The sequence below is a fragment of the uncultured Shimia sp. genome (genome assembly GCF_913054185.1).
GTDB lineage: Bacteria > Pseudomonadota > Alphaproteobacteria > Rhodobacterales > Rhodobacteraceae > Shimia.
Genome location: NZ_CAJXIV010000078.1, coordinates 1 through 19,836 on the forward strand (window position 1 = coordinate 1; position 19,836 = coordinate 19,836).

The 19,836-nt window shown below is 58.2% G+C and carries 21 protein-coding genes; 10 read left to right on the forward strand and 11 right to left on the reverse strand.

All coding sequences use genetic code 11. From position 1 onward, the window contains the following. The 4 genes from QZ517_RS14840 to QZ517_RS14855 all read right to left on the reverse strand — a co-directional run. Positions 1-428, reverse strand: a 428-nt coding sequence (locus QZ517_RS14840) for an acyl-CoA dehydrogenase family protein (RefSeq protein ID WP_294228221.1), incomplete at its 3' end; no start/stop codon positions are given. A gap of 109 nt (positions 429-537) precedes the next feature. Next, positions 538-957 carry a MaoC family dehydratase gene (locus QZ517_RS14845; RefSeq protein ID WP_294228223.1) on the reverse strand — a complete coding sequence of 140 codons (420 nt, stop codon included), beginning with the start codon at positions 955-957 and terminating at the stop codon, positions 538-540. 12 nt (positions 958-969) lie between these two features. After that, complete coding sequence (locus tag QZ517_RS14850) at positions 970-1,437, reverse strand: MaoC family dehydratase N-terminal domain-containing protein (RefSeq protein ID WP_294228225.1); 468 nt, start codon at positions 1,435-1,437, stop codon at positions 970-972. 4 nt (positions 1,438-1,441) lie between these two features. After that, complete coding sequence (locus tag QZ517_RS14855; RefSeq protein WP_294228226.1) at positions 1,442-2,626, reverse strand: lipid-transfer protein; 1,185 nt, start codon at positions 2,624-2,626, stop codon at positions 1,442-1,444. A gap of 90 nt (positions 2,627-2,716) precedes the next feature. Between QZ517_RS14855 and QZ517_RS14860 the strand changes: the two genes are divergently transcribed. Continuing rightward, positions 2,717-3,625 carry a LysR family transcriptional regulator gene (locus QZ517_RS14860; RefSeq protein ID WP_294228227.1) on the forward strand — a complete coding sequence of 303 codons (909 nt, stop codon included), beginning with the start codon at positions 2,717-2,719 and terminating at the stop codon, positions 3,623-3,625. A gap of 3 nt (positions 3,626-3,628) precedes the next feature. On the opposite strand, the gene QZ517_RS14865 is transcribed toward QZ517_RS14860, so the two are convergent. Both QZ517_RS14865 and QZ517_RS14870 read right to left on the reverse strand, forming a co-directional pair. Beyond that, entirely contained in the window at positions 3,629-6,178 is a 2,550-nt protein-coding gene (locus tag QZ517_RS14865; RefSeq protein WP_294228228.1) for an ATP-binding protein, read from the reverse strand. 98 nt (positions 6,179-6,276) lie between these two features. Beyond that, a complete protein-coding gene (locus QZ517_RS14870) occupies positions 6,277-6,714 on the reverse strand; it encodes a molybdopterin-dependent oxidoreductase (RefSeq protein WP_294228229.1) in 438 nt (145 codons plus the stop codon). A 353-nt stretch (positions 6,715-7,067) separates the two neighbouring features. Here QZ517_RS14870 and QZ517_RS14875 point away from each other — a divergent pair, with 353 nt between their 5' ends. The 3 genes from QZ517_RS14875 (at position 7,068) to QZ517_RS14885 (ending at position 9,974) form a co-directional block, all read left to right on the forward strand. Beyond that, the gene (locus QZ517_RS14875) at positions 7,068-7,682 is read left to right on the forward strand and encodes a response regulator transcription factor (protein ID WP_294228231.1); all 615 of its coding nucleotides are present in this window, start codon (positions 7,068-7,070) and stop codon (positions 7,680-7,682) included. A 148-nt stretch (positions 7,683-7,830) separates the two neighbouring features. Further along, complete coding sequence (locus QZ517_RS14880) at positions 7,831-8,775, forward strand: lipid A-modifier LpxR family protein (protein ID WP_294228233.1); 945 nt, start codon at positions 7,831-7,833, stop codon at positions 8,773-8,775. A gap of 128 nt (positions 8,776-8,903) precedes the next feature. Continuing rightward, the gene (locus QZ517_RS14885; protein WP_294228236.1) at positions 8,904-9,974 is read left to right on the forward strand and encodes a Hint domain-containing protein; all 1,071 of its coding nucleotides are present in this window, start codon (positions 8,904-8,906) and stop codon (positions 9,972-9,974) included. Between the two features lie 47 nt (positions 9,975-10,021). On the opposite strand, the gene QZ517_RS14890 is transcribed toward QZ517_RS14885, so the two are convergent. Then, complete coding sequence (locus QZ517_RS14890; RefSeq protein ID WP_294228238.1) at positions 10,022-10,390, reverse strand: VOC family protein; 369 nt, start codon at positions 10,388-10,390, stop codon at positions 10,022-10,024. A gap of 63 nt (positions 10,391-10,453) precedes the next feature. Between QZ517_RS14890 and QZ517_RS14895 the strand changes: the two genes are divergently transcribed. Beyond that, positions 10,454-10,975, forward strand: coding sequence for a winged helix-turn-helix transcriptional regulator (locus tag QZ517_RS14895; RefSeq protein ID WP_366766203.1), 522 nt, complete (start codon positions 10,454-10,456; stop codon positions 10,973-10,975). A 258-nt stretch (positions 10,976-11,233) separates the two neighbouring features. On the opposite strand, the gene QZ517_RS14900 is transcribed toward QZ517_RS14895, so the two are convergent. Continuing rightward, positions 11,234-11,668: a DUF3995 domain-containing protein gene (locus QZ517_RS14900; protein WP_294228242.1), complete on the reverse strand. Its 435-nt coding sequence runs from the start codon at positions 11,666-11,668 to the stop codon at positions 11,234-11,236. 121 nt (positions 11,669-11,789) lie between these two features. On the opposite strand from QZ517_RS14900, the gene QZ517_RS14905 reads away from it, so the two are divergent. Both QZ517_RS14905 and rpsD read left to right on the forward strand, forming a co-directional pair. After that, positions 11,790-12,359, forward strand: a complete 570-nt coding sequence (locus QZ517_RS14905; protein ID WP_294228244.1) for a TetR/AcrR family transcriptional regulator — start codon at positions 11,790-11,792, stop codon at positions 12,357-12,359. A gap of 261 nt (positions 12,360-12,620) precedes the next feature. Next, positions 12,621-13,241: a 30S ribosomal protein S4 gene (gene rpsD / locus QZ517_RS14910; protein ID WP_294228246.1), complete on the forward strand. Its 621-nt coding sequence runs from the start codon at positions 12,621-12,623 to the stop codon at positions 13,239-13,241. A gap of 84 nt (positions 13,242-13,325) precedes the next feature. Here the strand turns inward: rpsD and argE are convergent, their stop codons facing one another. From argE to QZ517_RS14925, 3 genes are read right to left on the reverse strand one after another with little or no spacing between them, the layout of a single operon-like run. Continuing rightward, positions 13,326-14,483 carry an acetylornithine deacetylase gene (argE, locus tag QZ517_RS14915; RefSeq protein WP_294228248.1) on the reverse strand — a complete coding sequence of 386 codons (1,158 nt, stop codon included), beginning with the start codon at positions 14,481-14,483 and terminating at the stop codon, positions 13,326-13,328. 4 nt (positions 14,484-14,487) lie between these two features. After that, entirely contained in the window at positions 14,488-15,672 is a 1,185-nt protein-coding gene (locus QZ517_RS14920; protein WP_294228250.1) for a M24 family metallopeptidase, read from the reverse strand. Positions 15,673-15,688: 16 nt separating this feature from the next. Continuing rightward, positions 15,689-17,062, reverse strand: coding sequence for an aspartate aminotransferase family protein (locus QZ517_RS14925; RefSeq protein WP_294228252.1), 1,374 nt, complete (start codon positions 17,060-17,062; stop codon positions 15,689-15,691). Between the two features lie 420 nt (positions 17,063-17,482). Here QZ517_RS14925 and QZ517_RS14930 point away from each other — a divergent pair, with 420 nt between their 5' ends. The 3 genes from QZ517_RS14930 to QZ517_RS14940 form a co-directional block, all read left to right on the forward strand. Further along, positions 17,483-17,839 (forward strand): hypothetical protein, encoded by a 357-nt coding sequence (locus QZ517_RS14930; RefSeq protein WP_294228254.1) that lies wholly within the window; start codon positions 17,483-17,485, stop codon positions 17,837-17,839. A gap of 325 nt (positions 17,840-18,164) precedes the next feature. Continuing rightward, positions 18,165-19,250, forward strand: a complete 1,086-nt coding sequence (gene hisC / locus QZ517_RS14935; protein WP_294228256.1) for a histidinol-phosphate transaminase — start codon at positions 18,165-18,167, stop codon at positions 19,248-19,250. Then, positions 19,247-19,836 (forward strand): prephenate dehydrogenase/arogenate dehydrogenase family protein (locus QZ517_RS14940; RefSeq protein ID WP_294228258.1); only part of this gene is annotated, 590 nt, incomplete at its 3' end. The genes hisC and QZ517_RS14940, both read left to right, overlap by 4 nt.

Consider the following 19,836-nt stretch of genomic DNA (forward strand, 5'->3'; position numbering starts at 1 on the left):
CGGATGGCGGTGGTTTTCACCGCTTGCAGATCAGAGCCAGTGCCCGGTTCGGTCATGGCGATGGCGGCGACTTTGTCGCCCGAAGCCAGATCCGGCAGCCAGCGGGCTTTTTGTTCGTCGGTGCCAAAGGCGGTGATGTAATGTGCGGCGATGTTGTGCACGGAGACCCCCCAGCCGCTGTCGCCCGCCTTGGTTTGCTCAAGGAAGGTCACCGCATCAAAGTGGCGCGACAGGCCAAGGCCACCGTGTTCTTCGGGGAAGGTGGCACCAAGTATGCCAAGCTCACCCGCTTTCTTCCACAGCGATTTTGGAACCGCGCCCGCTTCGGTCCAGATGTCTTTGTTGGGGGTGACCTCTTCGTCAAAGAAACGTTTGACGGTGTCGGCGAAGGCTACGTGATCTTCGCTCATCCACATGTGGTTGGGCATGGGGTGTTCCTTGTTTGAAACGAGGGGCGCGCGCGATCCTGGGTGGGTGCGAAGCGCCCTCCCGTGGGGAGGGTCGGGTGCGCCCCGACGGTGCCGGGGCAAGTAAGGGTTAAGGCGTGCCGCAGATTTTGGCTTCGCCGCGCAGGGTTTGGGTGCCGTCGTCAATGTGGGCGGCAAGTTTTATGGTAAGCAGGACGCGGCCGTGCTCTTCGTGGCGGTCTACAACCTGTCCGGTACAGGTGAGGGTCGCGCCAACGGGGGTGATCGCTGTGAAGCGGGTTGAGAGCGCGCGCATGCGGTCCTGGCCGGCCCAGTTGGTGGCGAGCCGTCCCAGTTGCGCCATCGACAACATGCCATGGGCAAAGACGTCGTCCATGCCGGCGTTTTTGGCAAAGTCGAGGTCGATGTGGATCGGGTTGTGGTCACCGGAGGCCCCGGCGTAGAGCGCCAGCGTGGTGCGCGAAATTGGGCCGAAGGTCAGTTCGGGCAGTTTGTCGCCGACCTGGGCGGTGGTTGGTGTGACGGTCATGATCTCTCTCCCTTAGCCCAGACGGTGGATGATGCTGCGGGTGGCCTCTACCAAGAGGCCGCGCGTGGGGTGGGTGATGCAGGTGGTGACGTGGGCGATTTCCAGTTTGCCGCCTTTGGCGTCGGTGAAATCTGTCATTTCGTTCTCGACGGTCACAACATCACCAGCAAACATCGGGCCGTGGTATGTGTAGGCCTCGGTGCCATGCAGCAAGACACGCAGGTCGCCGTTGATCAGCTCCAGAATGTCAGGCTGGCCTTTGCGACGCGCGATTTGGTCGGCGAAAGTGCCAACCACCGCCGCATAGGTGGCGGGGGCGAGGATGTCGGGGTGGCCCGCGGCCTGTGCGGTCTCGGGATTAAGGTAGATCGGGTCCGTCTCTCCGATGGTTTCCGAGAAAAACGCCAGCGGGCCACGTTCGATGGTGACTTCGATGGGTGGAGTCACGTGGCCCTTGGTGGATCGGTTAAAAATGCCCATGAAGTTACGCCGCCTGATAGAGGGTCACGACGCAGGCGCCGCCAAGGCCGAGATTGTGTTGGAGGGCTGTTTTCGCACCGTCCACTTGACGGGCGTCCGCGGTACCGCGCAGTTGGTGGGTCAGCTCGTAGCATTGGGCGAGGCCTGTGGCACCCAGCGGGTGGCCTTTGCTCAAGAGCCCGCCGGAGGGGTTGGTGACAAACTTGCCGCCGTAGGTGTTGTCGCCATCCGCAATGAATTTTTGCGCGGTGCCCTCTGGGGTCAGGCCAAGCCCTTCGTAGGTGATCAACTCGTTGTGCGCGAAGCAGTCGTGTAATTCGACCACATCGACGTCCTCAATAGAAATGCCGGAGGCTTCCTGCACCTGTTTCGCGGCGGCGGCGGTCATGTCGTAGCCGACAACTTGCATCATGTCCTGTGCCTCAAAGGTGGAGGCGTAGTCGGTGGTCATGGCTTGGGCTTTGATTCGCACAGTGGTGTCGATGCCGTGTTTGGCGGCAAAAGCCGGAGAGCAAAGTATCGCGGCGGCGCCACCGCAGGTGGGCGGGCAGGCCATCAGGCGGGTCATCACACCGTCCCACATGACCGGCGCGGCTAGGACTTCTTCGGGGGAGACCTCTGTTGCAAACAAAGCAAGGGGGTTCTTGGTGGCGTGGCGGGAGGCCTTGGCGCGGATCTTGGCAAAGTCGGCCAGCTCGGTGCCATATTTCTCCATGTGTGATTTGCCTGCGCCGCCAAAGTAACGCAGGGCGAGCGGTACTTCGGCGTGGCCCACAAGGGTGTCACAGGCATTGTCAAAGTCATCAAAAGGTGTGGGGCGGTCGGTCCAGTGGGAGGTCAACGCGCCACGCTGCATTTGCTCAAAGCCAACGGCCAGAACGCAATCAACCATGCCACTTTCGATGGCCTGACGCGCCATATAGAGCGCGGTGGAGCCGGTGGAGCAGTTGTTGTTCACATTGATGATCGGAATGCCGGACATGCCGACGTGATAGAGGGCTTTTTGACCACAGGTGCTGTCACCATAGACATAACCTGCGTAGGCCTGTTGCACGTCTTTGTAGCTGAGACCGGCATCTTTTAACGCGGCCTGCACGGCAGCAGCCCCCATTTGATCATAGCTGTCGGACGCGCCTGGTTTGGCAAATTTGATCATGCCGACGCCGGCAACAATGGTCTCTGTGCTCATGTGAAAATCTCCTCGCTTGCGCGAAGTATCGGATTGACGAAGGCATCTGGCAAATTCAATATTCTCTCAAGCTATTCTTTGGAGGAATGGATGAACCTGACCAAGCTGCGGTATGTGGTGGCGGTGGATCGGCAAGGGGCGATCTCGGCGGCGGCGCGGGCGTTGAATGTGACACAATCCGCCGTGACAAAAGCGGTGGCTGATGTGGAGCAAGACGTTGGTGCAGCCCTGTTTGAGCGCCATGCGCGGGGCGTGACCGCCACGGCGGAAGGGCGGGCGTTTATAGACCGCGCGGCGCGGATACTGGCGGATGTGGATCAGCTGGTTGCGGATGTGGATGAGGGGCGACAGACGCGAGAGCAGGTGCTGCGAATTGGCGTGTCGCCCAGCTCGATGGAAGGGCTGATGAGCCGGGCGATCTGGGCTTTGGTTGGGGCGCATCCGGAGGTGCGCATTCATCTGCGCGGTGCACCGTTTGAGACAGCGGTACAGTTGTTTCGGCAGGGCGATTTGGATGCGGTGATTGGTCCGTCACGGCCCTTGATGGCGGAGGCTGGGGTGCGCTGTGATCCGTTGCCACCGCTCAACGCGTTGTTCTTTGTGCGGCGGGGGCATCCGTTGGTGGGACGTCCGGTGAGCAGTGAGGATTTGGCCGGCTTGCCGTTGATTGTGCCCGAACCCAGCGGACCTTATGCCGAGCCGATTCAGCATTTGGTGCAGGCGGGCGAGGTGGACCCGATGCGGCGGCTGCACATCATGCCAAGTTTCACCATGGCCGCCGGGGTGATCGAGCGCAGTGAGGCAGTGGGCGTGGTGGTGGACAGCTATGCCCAAAGCCGACATTTTCGTAGCCGGTTTGAGATTTTGGCTTTTCCGCAGCAGACGTCCTTGCCCATGGCGGTGGCCTATCGCAGTGGTGGGCAACGCGGGCGGGCGCTGGGATGGTTTTTGAAGGCGGTGCAGGAGTTTCCGCCGACGTTGGGTGCGGAGATGCCCTAGGGGCTATTCGGCGGCGCTTGATGCGGTGAGATCGGCGCGCGTGGCGCGCCAAAGTGGCGGTATCTGTGCCACTTGTTCCTCAAACAGCCGATGGTTGCCTTGTTTTGCAGCCGTGTCAGCTTGGGCCAATACATCATGCAGGGCGTGAGCGCCAAAGATCGCAGCGGCGCCGGAAAGGTCGTGGCAGCGCTTGGCCACATTTTGAAAATCGCGGTAAGGTGCGGTGGCCGCCGCCACCAATGCGTCACCCTCCTCAAGAAAACGGGACTGCAAACGTTTGTACGTGTCCGGTGGCAATCCTGCGCGGGTGGTGAGGGGCGTGTTTGATACTTCAGGACCGGCGAACGTGTCCTGCAACATCTGTTGCAGCGAGGGGCGGCTAATCGGCTTTGCCAAAAACGCGCTCATGCCTGCGGCGAGAAAACGGTCCCGATCCTCGGGCAGGATATTGGCCGAGACGGCGACAATAGGCGTATCCTTGTTGGGGCCGGTGCCGCTGCGAATTACTTTGGTGGCTTGCAAGCCGTCCATCACCGGCATGGCGATGTCCATCAGGATCATGTCGTAGGGTTTTTGCTCTGCGAGCCGCACGCCCTCCTCGCCGTCTGTCGCGAGCGTGACCCAGTGGCCTTCACGTTGCAGAAGCTCTTGGACAAGTTCACGATTGATGTCGTTGTCTTCCACCACCAACATGTGCAGGTGGGTGATTTCCGGTATGGGATCAGATGGTTTTGCGGCAGGTGGTTGGCGGCCTTCTTCCATCGGCAGGCGTACCCAGAAGGTGCTGCCTTGGCCGGGTGTGCTTTCCACGCCAATTTCGCCGCCAAGGGCGGTGACGATACGGCGGGCGATGCCCAGGCCTAGACCTGTGCCGCCGGGCACGCGGCCGAGAGTCGGATCATCAGTGACAAAATCGTCAAACACTATGGGCAGACGGTCTTCGGAAATGCCAATGCCGGTGTCACTGACCCTGAGTTCCATAGCGGGTAGGCCGCTGATGGTTTCTGGCAGAGCTTCGGCTTCGATGGTGATGGTGCCGTCATCGGTGAATTTGATGGCATTGCCGACAAGGTTCAGCAGCACCTGCTCCAAAGCGGCTCGGTCGGTGCGCACCCAGGCCCGCGCTGGGCCTTCCCAGCGCCAGTTGAGCGTGGTGCCGTGGCGGTTTGCGGCGGAGAGTTGGCTGTCGACCAGTTCTTGCAGCAGGGAAGAGAGGTCCGTGCAGGCGATGTTGACGTCGAGTTTGCCAGCTTCAAAGCGGGTGATGTCGAGCACGGTGTCGACATGGCGCATCAACACGCGGCCTGAGATTTCCATGTTGCGCAGGTAGCGGGTCTGGATTGGGCTGAGGGCGGTGTCGTTGAGCAGGCTGAGATTGCCCAGGATGCCATTGAGTGGCGTGCGGATTTCGTGGCTCATGACGGCGAGAAATTCCGCTTTGGCGCGTTCGCCCGCCAAGGCGCGGTCCCGGGTTTCAAGCAACTCCTTTTCCGCGGCCACCCGGTCTGAGATGTCGTGTAGAAACCCAATGAGGATTTTCTCGTCGTTGTCCTCAGCCATTTCGATGGCAATTTCGATCGGGAAGATTGCGCCGTCGGACCGTTTTGCGTCCATGCGCACCCGGCCTTTGCCAGCGGCGTGGCGGTCTTGGCCGGTGAGGATGCGTTCCATGGCGCGGTAATGGGAATCTCGTAGGTCAGGTGGGGCAATCAATTCCTGGATATTCTTGCCGCGAATATCTTCGTAGCGGTATCCAAAGATTGCCTCGGAGGCTTTGTTGAATTCAAGCACGGCGCCGGTGCTGTCGACCACCAGAACGCCATCCATTGAGGTGGTTAGAATGGTGCTTATGCGGCGGTAGGCTTGAGAGAGCGCAGCCCCTGTCTGGCGAGCCGCGCGATTGGCAAACAACAGATTGACCAGTAGGCCCACGACGGCGGCAATCAGCAACAGGGCAATTGTGGCCAGACGATACAGCGTGGTGGTGATGCGTTGCCGGGCTTCGTCGTTCTCGGCGGCGTAGAGCGTGATGCCTGACAGAGAAAGCGTGCGGGCGTCTGCGCGCAGGTGGGCAGATCGCGCGGAGAGGAGAGGCAGAGATTCCAGTAAGACGTCGTCCGGGCTGTCGATGATCGGGACAGCCTCGTTTGCAAAACTGTTCACCCGCGTCAATGCGGCGTCAAACTCCGGGACCACGGTGAGGCGCAGATAGGCTGGTGCTGAGGCCATGGTGCTGACCCGGCTGTAAAAAATGTCAAACCGCAGGCGCAGCCGGTCAAGATCGGGTTGTGGGGCAAGTCTTGCGGCTTCCAGTGCCCCGGCAAAGTCGCGTGTTTCCAGTTCAATTTGCGCCAGAGACCATTCCAGATCGTTGGAGGCCAACAATTTGATATTGCGCAAGTTGGTGAAGACTTGCGACGCGGTCACAAATGCAAACACCAAAAGGACTGCAATGAGGGTGGCCAGAATGACACCGAGGACCCGTAGGGGGCGGCTTCTGCGAAGCGAGGGGGCGGTGCCAACAGCAAAGGCAGATGTGGGCGGGCGGCTCACCGGGATGTTCCGACGGCACACAGACGCGGCAAGAAAACAGCCTGAAAACTGAACCGCAAATTGGTGTGGTGAATGCGCATGAAGGCCATGCGCAAAGCCTAGTCGACGATTTCGATCCTGTCGAGTTGCCAAACTGCGCGGGAATGCACCTGAGAAGTGCGGTATTTTGGATCAGAATCAAAGGGGTAAATCACCCACAGTGGCCCTTTTTCGCGACGGTGCATGGGGGCGCCGTTCAGCTCATAGGCCAGAATTGGGGCGTTTGCCTCCAAGGTGTCGATCGGAATTTCAATGGTGTAGTCGTTGATGGCGGAAGCCCGCAGCGTGCTGCCGGAACTCCCCAGAGTTTCCAGCAGCGACGCTAGCGGTACACCCGTGAACATAAGAACCCCATCGGTCCATATGGTCGTGGTTGAAATGGAGACTGCAGGTAATGCGCGCAGCATCTCCAAATCGTACTGAGCCGTGTCGTCGACGTTTGTGGCGTCGATCGTGCCCGACACGGTCAGGATGACATCGCCGGACGGTGTGTCCATTGCGTCAGTTGCCCAAACAGGGCCCGTGAGTGGTAGCAAAAGGCAAGCGGCTAGAGCGAAAACGGATCTTCTGGTTTTGCGCATGTTCTGCCGCCTCATAATGCTTAACATCCTTGATAAACCCAACACGTCTAACGCGCATCTGGTCAAGGGGATAATCGCCCTATACAAAAGGGTAGGTTTGCCGTTAGGTAAGGTGAAGTTTTTGTTAAAATTTTCTGTATCTTGCTTAGGTGGTGGGATGACAGGCGGCATTTTGAATGCTTGATGATTGTATCTGCGTCTTGGTTTTGTGAATTTGACCATGGTGTTCTGCGGTTGTAACGTTGATATCGGCCCTCTGGAGGACCGTTTTGAAAATACTGATAGCTGACGACCACGATTTGTTACTGGATACGGTCACCGCGTTTGTGCGAGCCACCGGCACTATGGAGTCAGTTGGGGTTTCCAATCTTCAACAAGCGTTAGAGGCCTTGGATCAAAAAGGGCCGTTTGATCTGGTCCTTTTGGACTACAATATGCCAGGCATGCAGGGCGTGGAAGGTGTGAAGCGGGTGCTGGCGCACTCATCAGCACCGCGCGTGGCACTGATTTCTGGTGAAGCCAGCCGAGAGATTGTGAAAAAGGCCATGGCGGCCGGGGCATCTGGGTTTGTTCCCAAGACTTTGCCAGCCTCGTCTTTGGTCAACGCGATCAAGTTTATGGCGGCCGGAGAGCAGTTCATTCCGGCTGATCTTATGCAGGCGGCCGAGGCGGCGGAGCCACATCCGATTGCGCAAAAGCTGACACGTCGGGAAATGCAAGTTCTGGAAGGATTGTCCGTGGGCAAATCCAATAAAGAAATTGCCCGGGATCTGGACCTGTCGGAACCCACAGTCAAATTACATGTAAAAAACCTGTATCGCAAAATTGACGCTGGCAATCGCACGCAAGCGGCCTTGATTGCGAAAGAAGCGGGCCTTTTCTAGGCCTTCAGGTTTTGCTCAACCCTTGTCAGGGCCTTAAGAAACTAACGACAATTTTTACGGCATTTACCATTATGTCAGTCTTTCGCTGACGTGGGGCCTGTCGCTGCGCTATCAGTCCAGTGCCGGGGGGCGTTTTTGGGGACTGACTATGTTGCGTCATATAGCTGCTTTGATTTTGGTTGGGATGTTATCTGCACAGGCGGTGGCAGCACAGGAGGATGACACGACACCAACGTCTATTGGTGGGCGTGATTATCTGGGTTTTGGCAGCCTGTTTGTGAACGACTTTTTAGGCGACGGGTATGACCGCTGGCGTTCCGGGTCTTACGGCACCAGCCGGTTCTGGGGCTATGGCTGGAACGGAAAGCTGCCGCAGGCCGCGGGGGAGTTGTTGGAGCTCCGTGTGGGCGGCGAAATCATTTCTCCGGCGTGTTTGACGTCCCATGTGCCTTTGGATCGTCCTTGGGCTGGCATGCTGACCGCCGGCCTGCACACGCAGTTTCAGAGACATGCAACGGAGTTCAGTTTTGGGGGCGACCTTTTGATGATCGGCCCGCAAACTGGGTTGAATGGCCTGCAAAGCGCGATTCATGACGTGATTGGTATTCCTGGCCCTTCTGATGAGGTGCTGGATAATCAGATCCCAAATAAATGGCGGGTTCGTTTTGTGGGGGAAACCGGCCGGTCCTTTGATCTGGGCGGGCAAACCAGCATGCGACCGTTTGTTGAGGCACGTCTGGGGGACGAAAATCTGGTGCGTGCTGGTGTTGATTTCACCATTGGGCGGTTTGGGCGCGGTGAGCTGGTTTCGCGAGATTGGGTCACGGGGCACCGCTACCGGTCCGGCCTTAAGCAGGAAAAAGGGCTGAGCTTTGTGGTTGGTGCTGACGTTGCCAAGGTGTTCAGCAGTGTCTATTTGCCTGAAGATCGGGGGTATCAATTGACCAACACGCGCAGCCGTTTGCGCGCCGGACTCCACTGGCAGGGCAAGAAGCATCACCTGTTTTACGGGCTCACATATTTGGGCGAAGAATTTGATATGCAGTACGAGGGACAATTTGTTGGGGCGGTCCGTCTCGACATTCGTTTCTAAGGCGAGGTGAGGTGTTTTTTGCAACACACTGAGTCACCTCGGTATTTTTGAAACTTCTGTCTAGGCAGGTGGAGTCGGCTTTGTTAACCTGTCGGTAATAAAAAAACTACTAGGCAGGTAATCAGGCAATGAAAACGGGCTTTCGTGGCACGTTTGTCATCTCCTGGTCACAGACAGAAATAGATGGTCAGAAGACTGCACCGTTGCAGGCGCTGGAAACAGGCGTGGTGTGGTCATGGTCAAGGGATGCCGTCCGTGTGGACGGGCCCAATGGGCTATTGCGTCTGGATCGTGGAGAAGAAGGGGCAAACATCCGCAAGCGAGCGGCGCATATGGTGCGCAAGCTGGTTGGGGCAGCAGTAAATAATCAAGCAGGTATCCAGAATTTGGACACCGTTGAGGTTGATCTTCCTTTGATGGAGGGCGGCTTTGTGGTGACGGACGGCGCGGAGAGTTACACCGCGACGGTGATTGAGGTGGCTGGCAGCGCCCCTCTGTTGATGTTCTTGGATGAGCTGCCTCCAAAAAACAAAGATTTATGGGTGGTGCATGCGTCGATGAGTACGTTGCAGCGCCCAAAAACTGTTGAAGAGGGTACTGGTGTGATTTGTTTTACGCCCGGCACGCGGGTTGCGACGCCACAAGGGTCGCGGTTGATTGAAGAGTTGCGCGAAGGTGATCAGGTGCAAACTCGGGACAACGGTGCGCAGCCGATCGAGTGGATTGGTGCACGGCGCATGACAGGGGCGCGGCTGTTTGCCATGCCCAAGCTGCGTCCGATCCGTATCCGGCCCGGTGCGCTGGGCATTGAGCGTCCGGATCAGGAATTGTTGGTCAGCCCTGAACACCGGATGTTGGTGCGGGGTGTCACGGCGCGGGCGTTGTTTAATGAGGATGAGGTGCTGGTGGCGGCGCGGGATCTGGTGAACGGCGGCAATATCAGCGTGGATACGGCCCTCAAAGAAGTGACCTACGTGCATCTGTTGTTGCCGTGCCATGAGGTCATTTGGGCCAATGGGGTGGAGACAGAGAGCTTCCACCCGGCCAATGCGGCCTTGGATGCGTTGAAAGACGAAGATCGAGCGCGTTTGTTTGCGCGGCAGCCGGAGCTGGCACACAGTCCGCACAGTTATGGGCCGCACGCGCGGCGCAATCTGACCGCCAGCGAAGCGGCCATCTTGATGCATGATGCAGCTTAAGCCGGTGTGCCAATAAAAACCCCGCCAATTTTGGCGGGGTTTTCTATTTAGGCGAGGTTCTGTGCCAACATGAAGGCATTGTGGTCCGGATCATAAAAGGTGGCCAGTTTGACCATCTCCGGAATTTCCTGTGTGGGGCCGTCAAACTTTACGTCTGCCGCCTCAAGCGCGCTGCGGGCGCTGTCGATGTCTTCGACCCCAAACACGGGCACGCAATTGCCGGGTTTGGGCTCGGACTGCTCCCCCATGCCGAGGATCACACCGTCGGTTTTGGTGGCCAGTTCGCTCCAGCCGGCCTCGTCAATATGGTAGCGCAACTCAAAGCCCAGTTTCTCTTGGAACCATGCGGCGCTGGCGTGGCGGTCACTCACGGAAATCGAGAGCGTAATTTCGTTGGTCAATGCGGCAAGAGCCATGATGCGGTCCTTAGTGGTTGCTGATTTCATAAAATGTAGTTACTATACTTTATGGACATTAAATTGCTTGTCAAGATCACCTCTCGGGCCTGGGCGCTCGATATTCTGGCGCAGATGCATCGCGGCGTGCCCGGACGGCAGGCGACGTTGATTGCCGCCACAGGGGCAGGGCGCACGGCCTTTGGGGTCAGTCTGGCACATCTGATGGAGCTGGGCGTGGTGATGCGAAATCCGGGGCACGGGCATCCGTTGCGGCCGGAGTTTGTTTTGACAGATCTGGGGGTGGCGGCGGCGGCTAAGGCAGATGAGATTCTGCGGGTGGCGGAAGAGAGTGACACCAAGCTGCTGCGAAAAAGTTGGACCGTGCCTGTGCTGGCGCTGGCGACGCGGCCGCAGCGGTTTTCTGGCTTCAAGGCGGGGTTGGGCGCAATCACGGATCGGGCGCTCTCAACCTCATTGCAGAAGCTGGAGGCGCAGGAGTGGGTTGCGCGGGAGATTGATTTGTCGGAACGGGTGCCCTTTCCGACCTATCAGGCGGTGAACGCCGGGGCGCGGATCAGCCAGGTGATTGGGTTGGTGGGGTAGGGGAGGCGGGGCGCTGCAGACCAAAAGGTACTCCGTTTGCACCTGCGCCGTGTCCTGATCTCAGCGACGGATTTTGCAATTTCCTGCAGAAAATGTGGCCGGTCTTCTGAAAAGTAGTGTCGTCGCCGATGGCTGCTGCGCGGACAAACCTGCCATAAGACGCTTACCCGCGAATGGTGCCTTCGGAAGGCTCGGGTGAGGTACGTTGGGTTTTCCGCCAAATTGGCTTGGGTATCTCGCTGGGTTTGGACTGCTTAGTCAGAAAACAGAGGACCACGTGAGAATGGAGAAACTTCCGCCAAGTGCGAAGCACAGTGGCGTGTAAAAAACCGTGTCCAACCTACGGAAGGGTTGTTCAGGTGTAAGTTTGCTCCAGAAGGGTGTGCAGCCCAAAATGGCTCTTCCAAGGAACACGAATAGAACGGCAACACCGCCGACTATTGTAATGATGTGCGGGAATAGGCTGCTAATTTCCCCTAAATCCAATGCAATCATCGCCGCAACCAGCACAAGGGCGGCAACCAAAAAACTCGCCCCAGCTGGAGGCATTTTATCTGCGCCGCGAAAGCCGGCGATTGCCTGGACAAGTGCCTGCTCCTCTTTGACGGGCCATAAAATCCCTAACCCCCATACGACATGAAGACTGGCGATCACCAATAGGGCTGTAAACGTGATGTAGGTGAGCAGTACCATTTCGAAATTCCTTTGAGTGATCAGTGTCCGACGCGGGTGTTACTAGACAGCCATACAGTTGTGTATGGTTGGGGTAGCGTGTGGGCTGGCGTGTGTCAATACACATGTGTATGGTGGGCGGATGAAGCTCAAATTGAACAAACAATCCTGGTTGAAACACGGTCTCACCGAATTGTCCCAAAATGGTTCTGAGGCACTGAAAGCTGACCGATTAGCGAAATCATTAAAGGTGTCACGCGGAAGTTTTTATTGGCATTTCGCTGATCTGGTCGACTTTCATGAACACCTGCTTGCCTACTGGCAGGAAATGGTGACCCAGCAAGTCATCAACGATGTTGATTTGCTCCACGACAGCCAGTCCAAGGTTCGGGAACTTGTTCGTCACGCATTTGCAGGTGATGTCAGGTTGGAGCGCGCCATGCGATCTTGGTCGGCTCAGAACAAAATGGCATCTGACGCAACTGAGATCGTGGATAACAAACGCATCGACTATCTGACCAATCTTTTGGTCGCTGAGGATATCGCCCCCACGACAGCCAGGGCGCGCGCGGCCTTTTTGTACTGGGCGTACCTGGGTCAAGCTATGACTCGTGCATCGAGTTCAGAGTATTTGCCGGACACCGCTTTAGACGAAATTATTGATCTGTTTCTTATGCCAAGCGCGGAAATCGCGGGGACCAAGACAATTTAGCATAGCTACTAATCGCATGGCGGCCATTTTTTCCTCCGACGGATATACCCCAGTGCCAAAGCAGCGTTTACGCAATCCGCAACATTCGACGCATTTGGGCTCAATGCAGGCATTGGCCAGTCCCCGCTTGACTCCCCCAGAATCCCCCGTATAAGCGCGGCTTCATTGGTGTTGGTGGCCCTCGCAAGAGGATGCCTGTCATGTCGGCAACATCCGGCAAGAGGACAACGCCCTTCGAAACCTAAACGAAGGAGATCAGCCGTGACTAAACGTACGTCTGCCAAGTATAAAATTGACCGCCGCATGGGCGAAAACATCTGGGGCCGTCCTAAATCCCCAGTGAACCGCCGCGATTATGGCCCAGGCCAGCACGGTCAGCGCCGCAAAGGCAAAATTTCTGATTTCGGTACACAGCTGCGCGCCAAGCAGAAGCTGAAAGGCTACTACGGCGACCTGACCGAGAAACAGTTCCGTCGCATCTACGGCGAAGCTGAGCGTATCAAAGGCGACACCGGTGAAAACCTGATCGGCCTGCTGGAGCGCCGTCTGGACGCGGTTGTATACCGTGCCAAGTTTGTGGCCACCGTGTTTGCGGCTCGTCAGTTTGTGAACCACGGCCACGTCACCGTGAACGGTCAGCGCGTGAACATCGCGTCTTACCGCGTCAAAGAAGGCGACGTGATCGAAGTGCGTGAGAAGTCCAAGCAGCTCGCAGTTCTGCTGGAAGCCGTTCAGCTGAACGAGCGTGACGTGCCGGATTACATCGACGCCGACCACAGCAAAATGACCGCAACTTTTGTTCGCGCACCGGGCCTGTCCGACGTGCCTTACCCAGTTGTGATGGAACCAAACCTGGTCGTGGAATTCTACGCGAAGAACTAATCTTCGCCGCCACGAACAAGAGAATACGGAAAGGGCCGCGAGATTTCGCGGCCCTTTTTGTTTGTGCGGGTATTGGAAGTGGCTTCAGCCTTTGGAGAGCGTATCGCCGAGCTTTTCCAGCAGCTTGAGGCAATCCGCCAATTGATCCAGCGCGATGAACTCGTCTGCCTTGTGGGCTTGCTCAATCGAGCCGGGGCCGCAGACCACCACATCCATGCCCATCGACTGAAACAGACCTGCTTCGGTGCCAAAGGGCACAAGGTCGGCACCGTTGGCGCCGGTGAGTTCCATCAGTAGTTTGCGGGCGGCGTTGTCATCTACCGGCACAAGGCCTGCGACCTCACCCACAACTTCGGTGTCGATCTGCGCGTCGGGGTAGACCTTGCGCATGGCAGGGAGCAACTCGTCTTCGCAGTAGGCTTTCAGGGCCTCTTTCACAAAGCTGGCGTCGCTGGCTTGCACCGGGCGCATTTCCCAGTCGACCTGCGCTTTGGGGGCGATGACGTTGTGCACGCTGCCGCCATGGATCGCGCCGACGTTCACGGTGGTCCAGGGCGGCTCAAAGCGGCTTGTGGCGGGCGCCATGGTTGTGAGCTTGGCTTTGAGCACCAACAGGCGGGAGACATAGCGTGCGGCGTATTCGACGGCGTTGACGCCCAGATCCGGCGCGGAGCCGTGGCCTTCCAGTCCCTGAAAGCGGGTGCTGTATTCAAAGCAGCCTTTGTGGCCTTCGATAATGCGCATGGAGGTCGGCTCGCCAATGATGGCTAGCCGCGGGGTGATGTTGCGCTCTTTCAGGGCTTCAACCAGGTGGCCCGCGCCGATGCAGCCGGTTTCCTCGTCATAGGTGAAGGCAAAATGCACCGGCGTGTCAGTGACACGCTGGGCAAAATGCGGCGCCATGGCCACAGTGGCAGCGATAAAGCCTTTCATGTCGCAGGTGCCACGCCCGTAAAGGCGGCCATCGCGTTCCTCCATGACAAAAGGATCGGTGCTCCAGTTCTGATCGGTGACCGGCACCACGTCGCTGTGACCGGAGAGCACAATGCCGCCGTCCACCTCGGGACCGAGGGTGGCAAAGAGGTTGGCTTTTTTGCCACTTTCGTCGTGGAAGATCTCCACCTTGGCGCCGCAGTCTTTGAGGCGTGCGGCGAGGTAGGCGATCATGTCGAGGTTGCTGTCGACCGAGACCGTCGGGAAGGCGATCAGGTCAGACAGGATCCGTTTGGTTGTCTCCAGCATGGGGTCAGCCTTTGACAATGAGCTTGCGCTCCAGATTGCAAACAGGTTCGGCGGCGCCGTCCTCGCGGATCAGGATGGTTTCGGTGGTTTCAAGCCCCCAGTCATCCATCCAGAGGGCGGGCATGAAGTGGAACACCATGCCGGGTTGCAGCACGGTTGTGTCCTCAGAGCGGATCGAGGCGGAGCGTTCGCCCCAATCGGGCGGGTAGCTGAGGCCAATGGGGTAGCCCATGCGGCCGGAGCGTTCGATGCCGTGTTTGGCCAAAACGTCCATAAAGGCGTTGGCGATGTCGCAGGTGCGGTTGCCAGCGCGGGCAGCCTCCAGTCCGGCTGCAATGCCTTCGAGCTGGGCCTCTTCGGCGCGCAGCATGTCATCAGACGGTGTGCCGAGGAACACGGTGCGGCTGATTGGGGCGTGGTAGCGGCGATAGCAGCCGGAGAGTTCAAAAAATGTGGCTTCGCCTTCGCGCATCGGGGTGCCGTCCCAGGTGAGGTGCGCGGCGGTCGCGTCCAGACCTGAAGGTGTGAGCGGCACGATGGCGGGGTAGTCGCCCCAATCGTCGTCTACGCCCTCGATGCCAGCTTTCATAATGTCAGCCACCACATCATTTTTGCGCACACCGGGGGCGGCGCGGTCGATGGCGGTCAACATGACCTTTTCGGTGATGCGAGCGGCCTTGCGGATAAACACCAGTTCATCCTCGGATTTCACCAGCCGTTGCCAGTTCACCAGCGCGGTCGCGTCCACCAGTGTTGCGTTGGGCAGCTCGTCGGTGAGGACGGCGTGGGCCTTGGCGGAGTAATAGTAATTCTCCATCTCCACGCCGATACGCGCGGCCGTAAAGCCGCGCGCTTTGAGCTGTTCTGCGAGGTCCTGCATCGGATGCACGACCGTGGATTGCACAAAATGATCACCGTAGCCGAGGATGTTGGCGTGATCCATCCAGCAAGTGCGCCTGCCGCCCATCATATCCATGTAGCGACCCCACCAGATGGGTTCGCCTTCCATGGTCACAATCACACCTTGGTGCACGTAAAACGACCAGCCGTCATATCCGGTCAACCAAGCCTGGTTAGAGGGGTCGGTGACAAAGAGGACCTCCAGGCCCGCTTTTGCCATGGCGGCACGGGTGTTGGAGAGACGGCGTTGATATTCAGCACTGCTGAACGGGGCTTTGGACAGTGTCATCTCGTGCTCCTTGGATTTACGGCAAAACGGTTGCGACGGCCCGCACGGTGGCGGCGACCACCAAATCGGCTTCTGCGCGGGTCAGGCAGAACGGTGGGGCAAAGCCCAGAATGTCACCCTGTGGCATGGCACGGGCAATCACATTGTCCTGCTCCAGCAGTTTGGCGGAGATCTGAGGCCCAATTTTGTCCGCAGCGTCAAAGAAGCTGCGGCTGTCCTTTTCAGCCACAAATTCCACAGCGCACAGCATGCCTTCACCACGGATGTCCCCAACGTTGGGGTGGGCGGCCAGCGCTTCGGTCATAGTCTTGTTGAGGTAAGCCCCTACGGTGCCAGCGTTTTCCACCAGATTCAGCTCATCAATCAGCTTGAGGTTGGCCACACCGGCTGCGGCACCAATTGGGTGCGCAGAGTAGGTCCAGCCGTGGCCAATGGGGCCGTTTTCGTCGGTGCCTTTCTCCAGAACAGACCACATTTTGTCAGAGACAATTGAGCCGGAGAGTGGCGCGTAGGCGGAGGTTAGGCCTTTGGCGATGGTGATCAGGTCGGGCTTCAGGCCGTAGTGGTCAGAGCCAAACATCGAGCCAAGGCGGCCAAAGCCGGTCACAACTTCGTCGGCGACCAGCAGGATGTCGTGTTTGTCCAGAACCGCCTGGATGGCAGGCCAGTAACCGGCAGGAGGGGGTACAATACCACCGGTGCCCAGAACCGGCTCGCCAATGAAGGCGGCAATGGTGTTGGCACCTTCGCGCGCAATGGTCTCTTCCAGCGCGGCGACACAATGGGCGACAAACTGCGCCTCAGATTGGCTCTGATCTTCGCGGCGGAAATAGTAGGGCGCTTCGGTGTGCACCACATTCGCCAGCGGCAGGTCAAATTTGTTGTGGAACAGTTCCAGGCCGGTCAGGGAGCCGGTCATCAGGCCAGAGCCGTGGTAGCCACGCCAGCGGGAGATGATCTTTTTCTTCTCGGGGCGGCCGAGAATGTTGTTGTAGTACCAGATCAGCTTGATGTTGGTTTCGTTGGCGTCGGAGCCAGAAAGCCCAAAGTAAACTTTGGACATGTTGCCTGGCGCGCGGTCGAGCACCATTTTGGCGAGCGTGATAGAGGCTTCGGTGCCATGGCCCACATAGGAGTGGTAATAGGCCAGCTCTTTGGCCTGGTCAGAGATGGCGTCAGCAATGTCGCTGCGGCCGTAGCCGACGTTGACGCAGTAAAGGCCAGCAAAGGCGTCCAGCAGGCGGTTGCCGTCGCGGTCTTCGATGTGACAGCCGGTGCCGCCGGTGATGACGCGATGAGGGACATTGCCCCGGGCAAATTCAGCAAGGTGGGTGGAGGGATGGAAAAAGTTTTCGCGGTCCCATTGTTCAAGTTTGTCGTTGTGCAGCATGGCAAAACCCTCTGGCTTGTGGCGGCGCGCCGCCTAAAAAGTTACATGAAGGGAGCCAGTTGCACGCGCGAGACCGGCTTAGGTCTCTTTTTGAGCAGAGTGGCTCCGCTCACCCAGGCAGCAGCGCGCAATGCCTTTATTGCCAGGGTTCGTGACTCGGTTTGAGCATATTTGATCAAACAATGGCAATATGGATAATTTGTGGAGTGGCAAAAAAATGGGATTTTGACCTGTTTGGGCAAGGTGAGTTGACACAAAATGTCCAGCGGTATTGGGTTAAGAAATACAGAATTTTACGAGCAATTTTAGCGGTTTGGTTGTTCTGGCGTTAAAAAGATGGCAATGTTTTTGAACCTTGCGCACGGCTGCAATTGGGGGCGGCACCGTTCAAGCGGGTAAGTGCAAGAAGGAGACATCGCTATGGTAGAAGCGGTAGGCATATTAGGAGAGACCACCGGGTGGTCTGGATTGAGCGCAACGCAGAACGCGATGTTGCACGCAGCTTTGGCAAAATACGCTGGGCAGGCCGTGCCGGAGCCGGTGAAGGCTCCAAGTTCCGAGAAAGTGGAGCCGGTAAAAGAGGCATCGCGCAGTCAGTTGCATGGTCATGAACCGCAGCGACAGAACGCGATGGATGGCGCGGTGATGAGCGCGATCCGTTCGGCGGTGGCCAGCCATCGGGCGTCTGGCAGTGACGACTTTGCGCAGGTTCTGCGCAGCAAGTTGGATGCGGCAGGGATCGACAGTTCCAAGTCGGTGGTCGATTACTACGCCTGAGGACGATGGTTCGGCGACCCGACAGAGCTGGATCGAAATGGGGCAAAACCTGTGTGCCACAGGCGCACAGGTTTGCGGGTCTGTTTTGCCCGGCGAAACAGGCGCCGTCTTACACATAGGAAAGCCTTAGCGCGTGCGTGTACCCGGTAGGTGGATTGCCACCTTGTCGGTCGTTGGGGTGCGTGGGCCTGGACATTTTGTCTATATGACGCCCGTTTGCAACAGCCCGGCAGGTATTGTTAAGGCATTTCCCCGCGTCACAGGCTTCCCGTCTTTCCAAGCTTCCAGTGCCCCGCTAAACAGCAGGCAACGAGGGAGTAACGTGATGTCACGAATTGAGCCGCAGCCCGGTGTCATGGATATTGAGTTGTATGTCGGCGGCAGTGCGACTGTGGACGGCGTCAAAGACGTTGTGAAACTGTCGTCAAATGAAAACCCAATGGGATGCAGTGACGCAGTCACTGACATGCATGCCAAGACCGGTTTAAATTTGCATCGTTATCCCAACACTGACCATGCAGATCTGCGTGCGGCGATTGCCGAGGTGCATGGGCTGGAGGCCAGCCGCATCATCTGTGGTGTGGGCAGTGACGAGGTGTTGCAGTTTATCACGCAGGCCTATGCGGGCGTCGGTGACGAGATTGTTTACCCGGAACACGGGTTCTCCATGTACCCGATCCTGGCCAAGATGGTGGGGGCCACCCCGGTTGTCGCCAAAGAGCGCGAGCGGGTTGTGGATGTGGACGCCATGTTGGCGGCCTGCACAGAAAAAACCAAAATTGTGTTTCTGGCCAATCCAGCGAACCCAACCGGCACTATGATCGGCGGCAATGATTTGGCGCGATTGGCCGACGGTTTGCCGGACGGTTGTATTCTGGTGCATGATGGCGCCTACACAGAATATGTGCAGGGGTTTGACGGGGGCGCGAGCCTGGTGGAAGCGCGTGACAATGTGGTGATGACACGGACCTTCTCCAAGATTTACGGTCTTGGTGGGTTGCGTGTGGGCTGGGGCTATGCGCCGCAGCCGATCATTGATGTGTTAAACCGTGTCCGCCAGCCGTTTAACCTGAACGACATTCAAATGAAGCTGGCCGCCGCTGCGGTGCGGGATCAGGAGTGGGTGGCCAAGTGCCGCACCGACAACACCCGTTTGCGGGCGTGGCTGGCAGAAGCGTTGATGGAACATGGGGTGCCGTCAGATACCTCTTGCACCAACTTCATTTTGGCGCGGTTTGCCGATCAGGCAGAGGCGGAAGCCTGTGACGACTACCTAAAATCTCAAGGTTTGATTGTGCGGCGTGTGGCAGGGTATGACCTGCCAAACTGCCTGCGCATCACTGTGGGAGATGAGCCTAGCTGCCGTCGGGTGGCGCATGCGATTGGCCAGTTTAAAGGCGGCGCGCGATGAGTGCACCGGTCTACAACCGTGTGGCTCTGATTGGCCTGGGGTTGATTGCCTCGTCGATGTTCTGGGCGATGAAGCGCGGTGGCTTGGTTGGTGAAGTGACCGGATTTGCCAAGTCTGACGCGTCGCGCGAGACCGCGCGCCGGATTGGGCTGTGTGATCATGTGTGTGACAGCGCACCCGAGGCTGTGGCGGGTGCCGATTTGGTTGTGCTCTGTGTGCCGGTTGGCGCGATGGGCGTGGTGGCCAAAGAGATCGCGCCGCACCTGAAGGCGGGTGCGACGGTGACCGATGTGGGCTCTGTGAAGCGCGATGTGATTGATACCGTTGGGCCGTATTTGCCGCATGGCGTGCATTTTGTGCCGGCGCACCCCTTGGCAGGCACTGAACATTCCGGGCCGGAAAGTGGATTTGCGGAGCTGTTTGACAACCGTTGGTGCCTTTTGGTGCCGGTGGAAGACAGCGACCCAGAGGCGGTGGCGAAGCTGCGCGCGCTTTGGGAAGGCATGGGCGCAAATGTCGATGAGATGGATGCGGACCACCATGATTTGGTGCTGGCCGTGACCAGCCACACGCCGCACCTGATTGC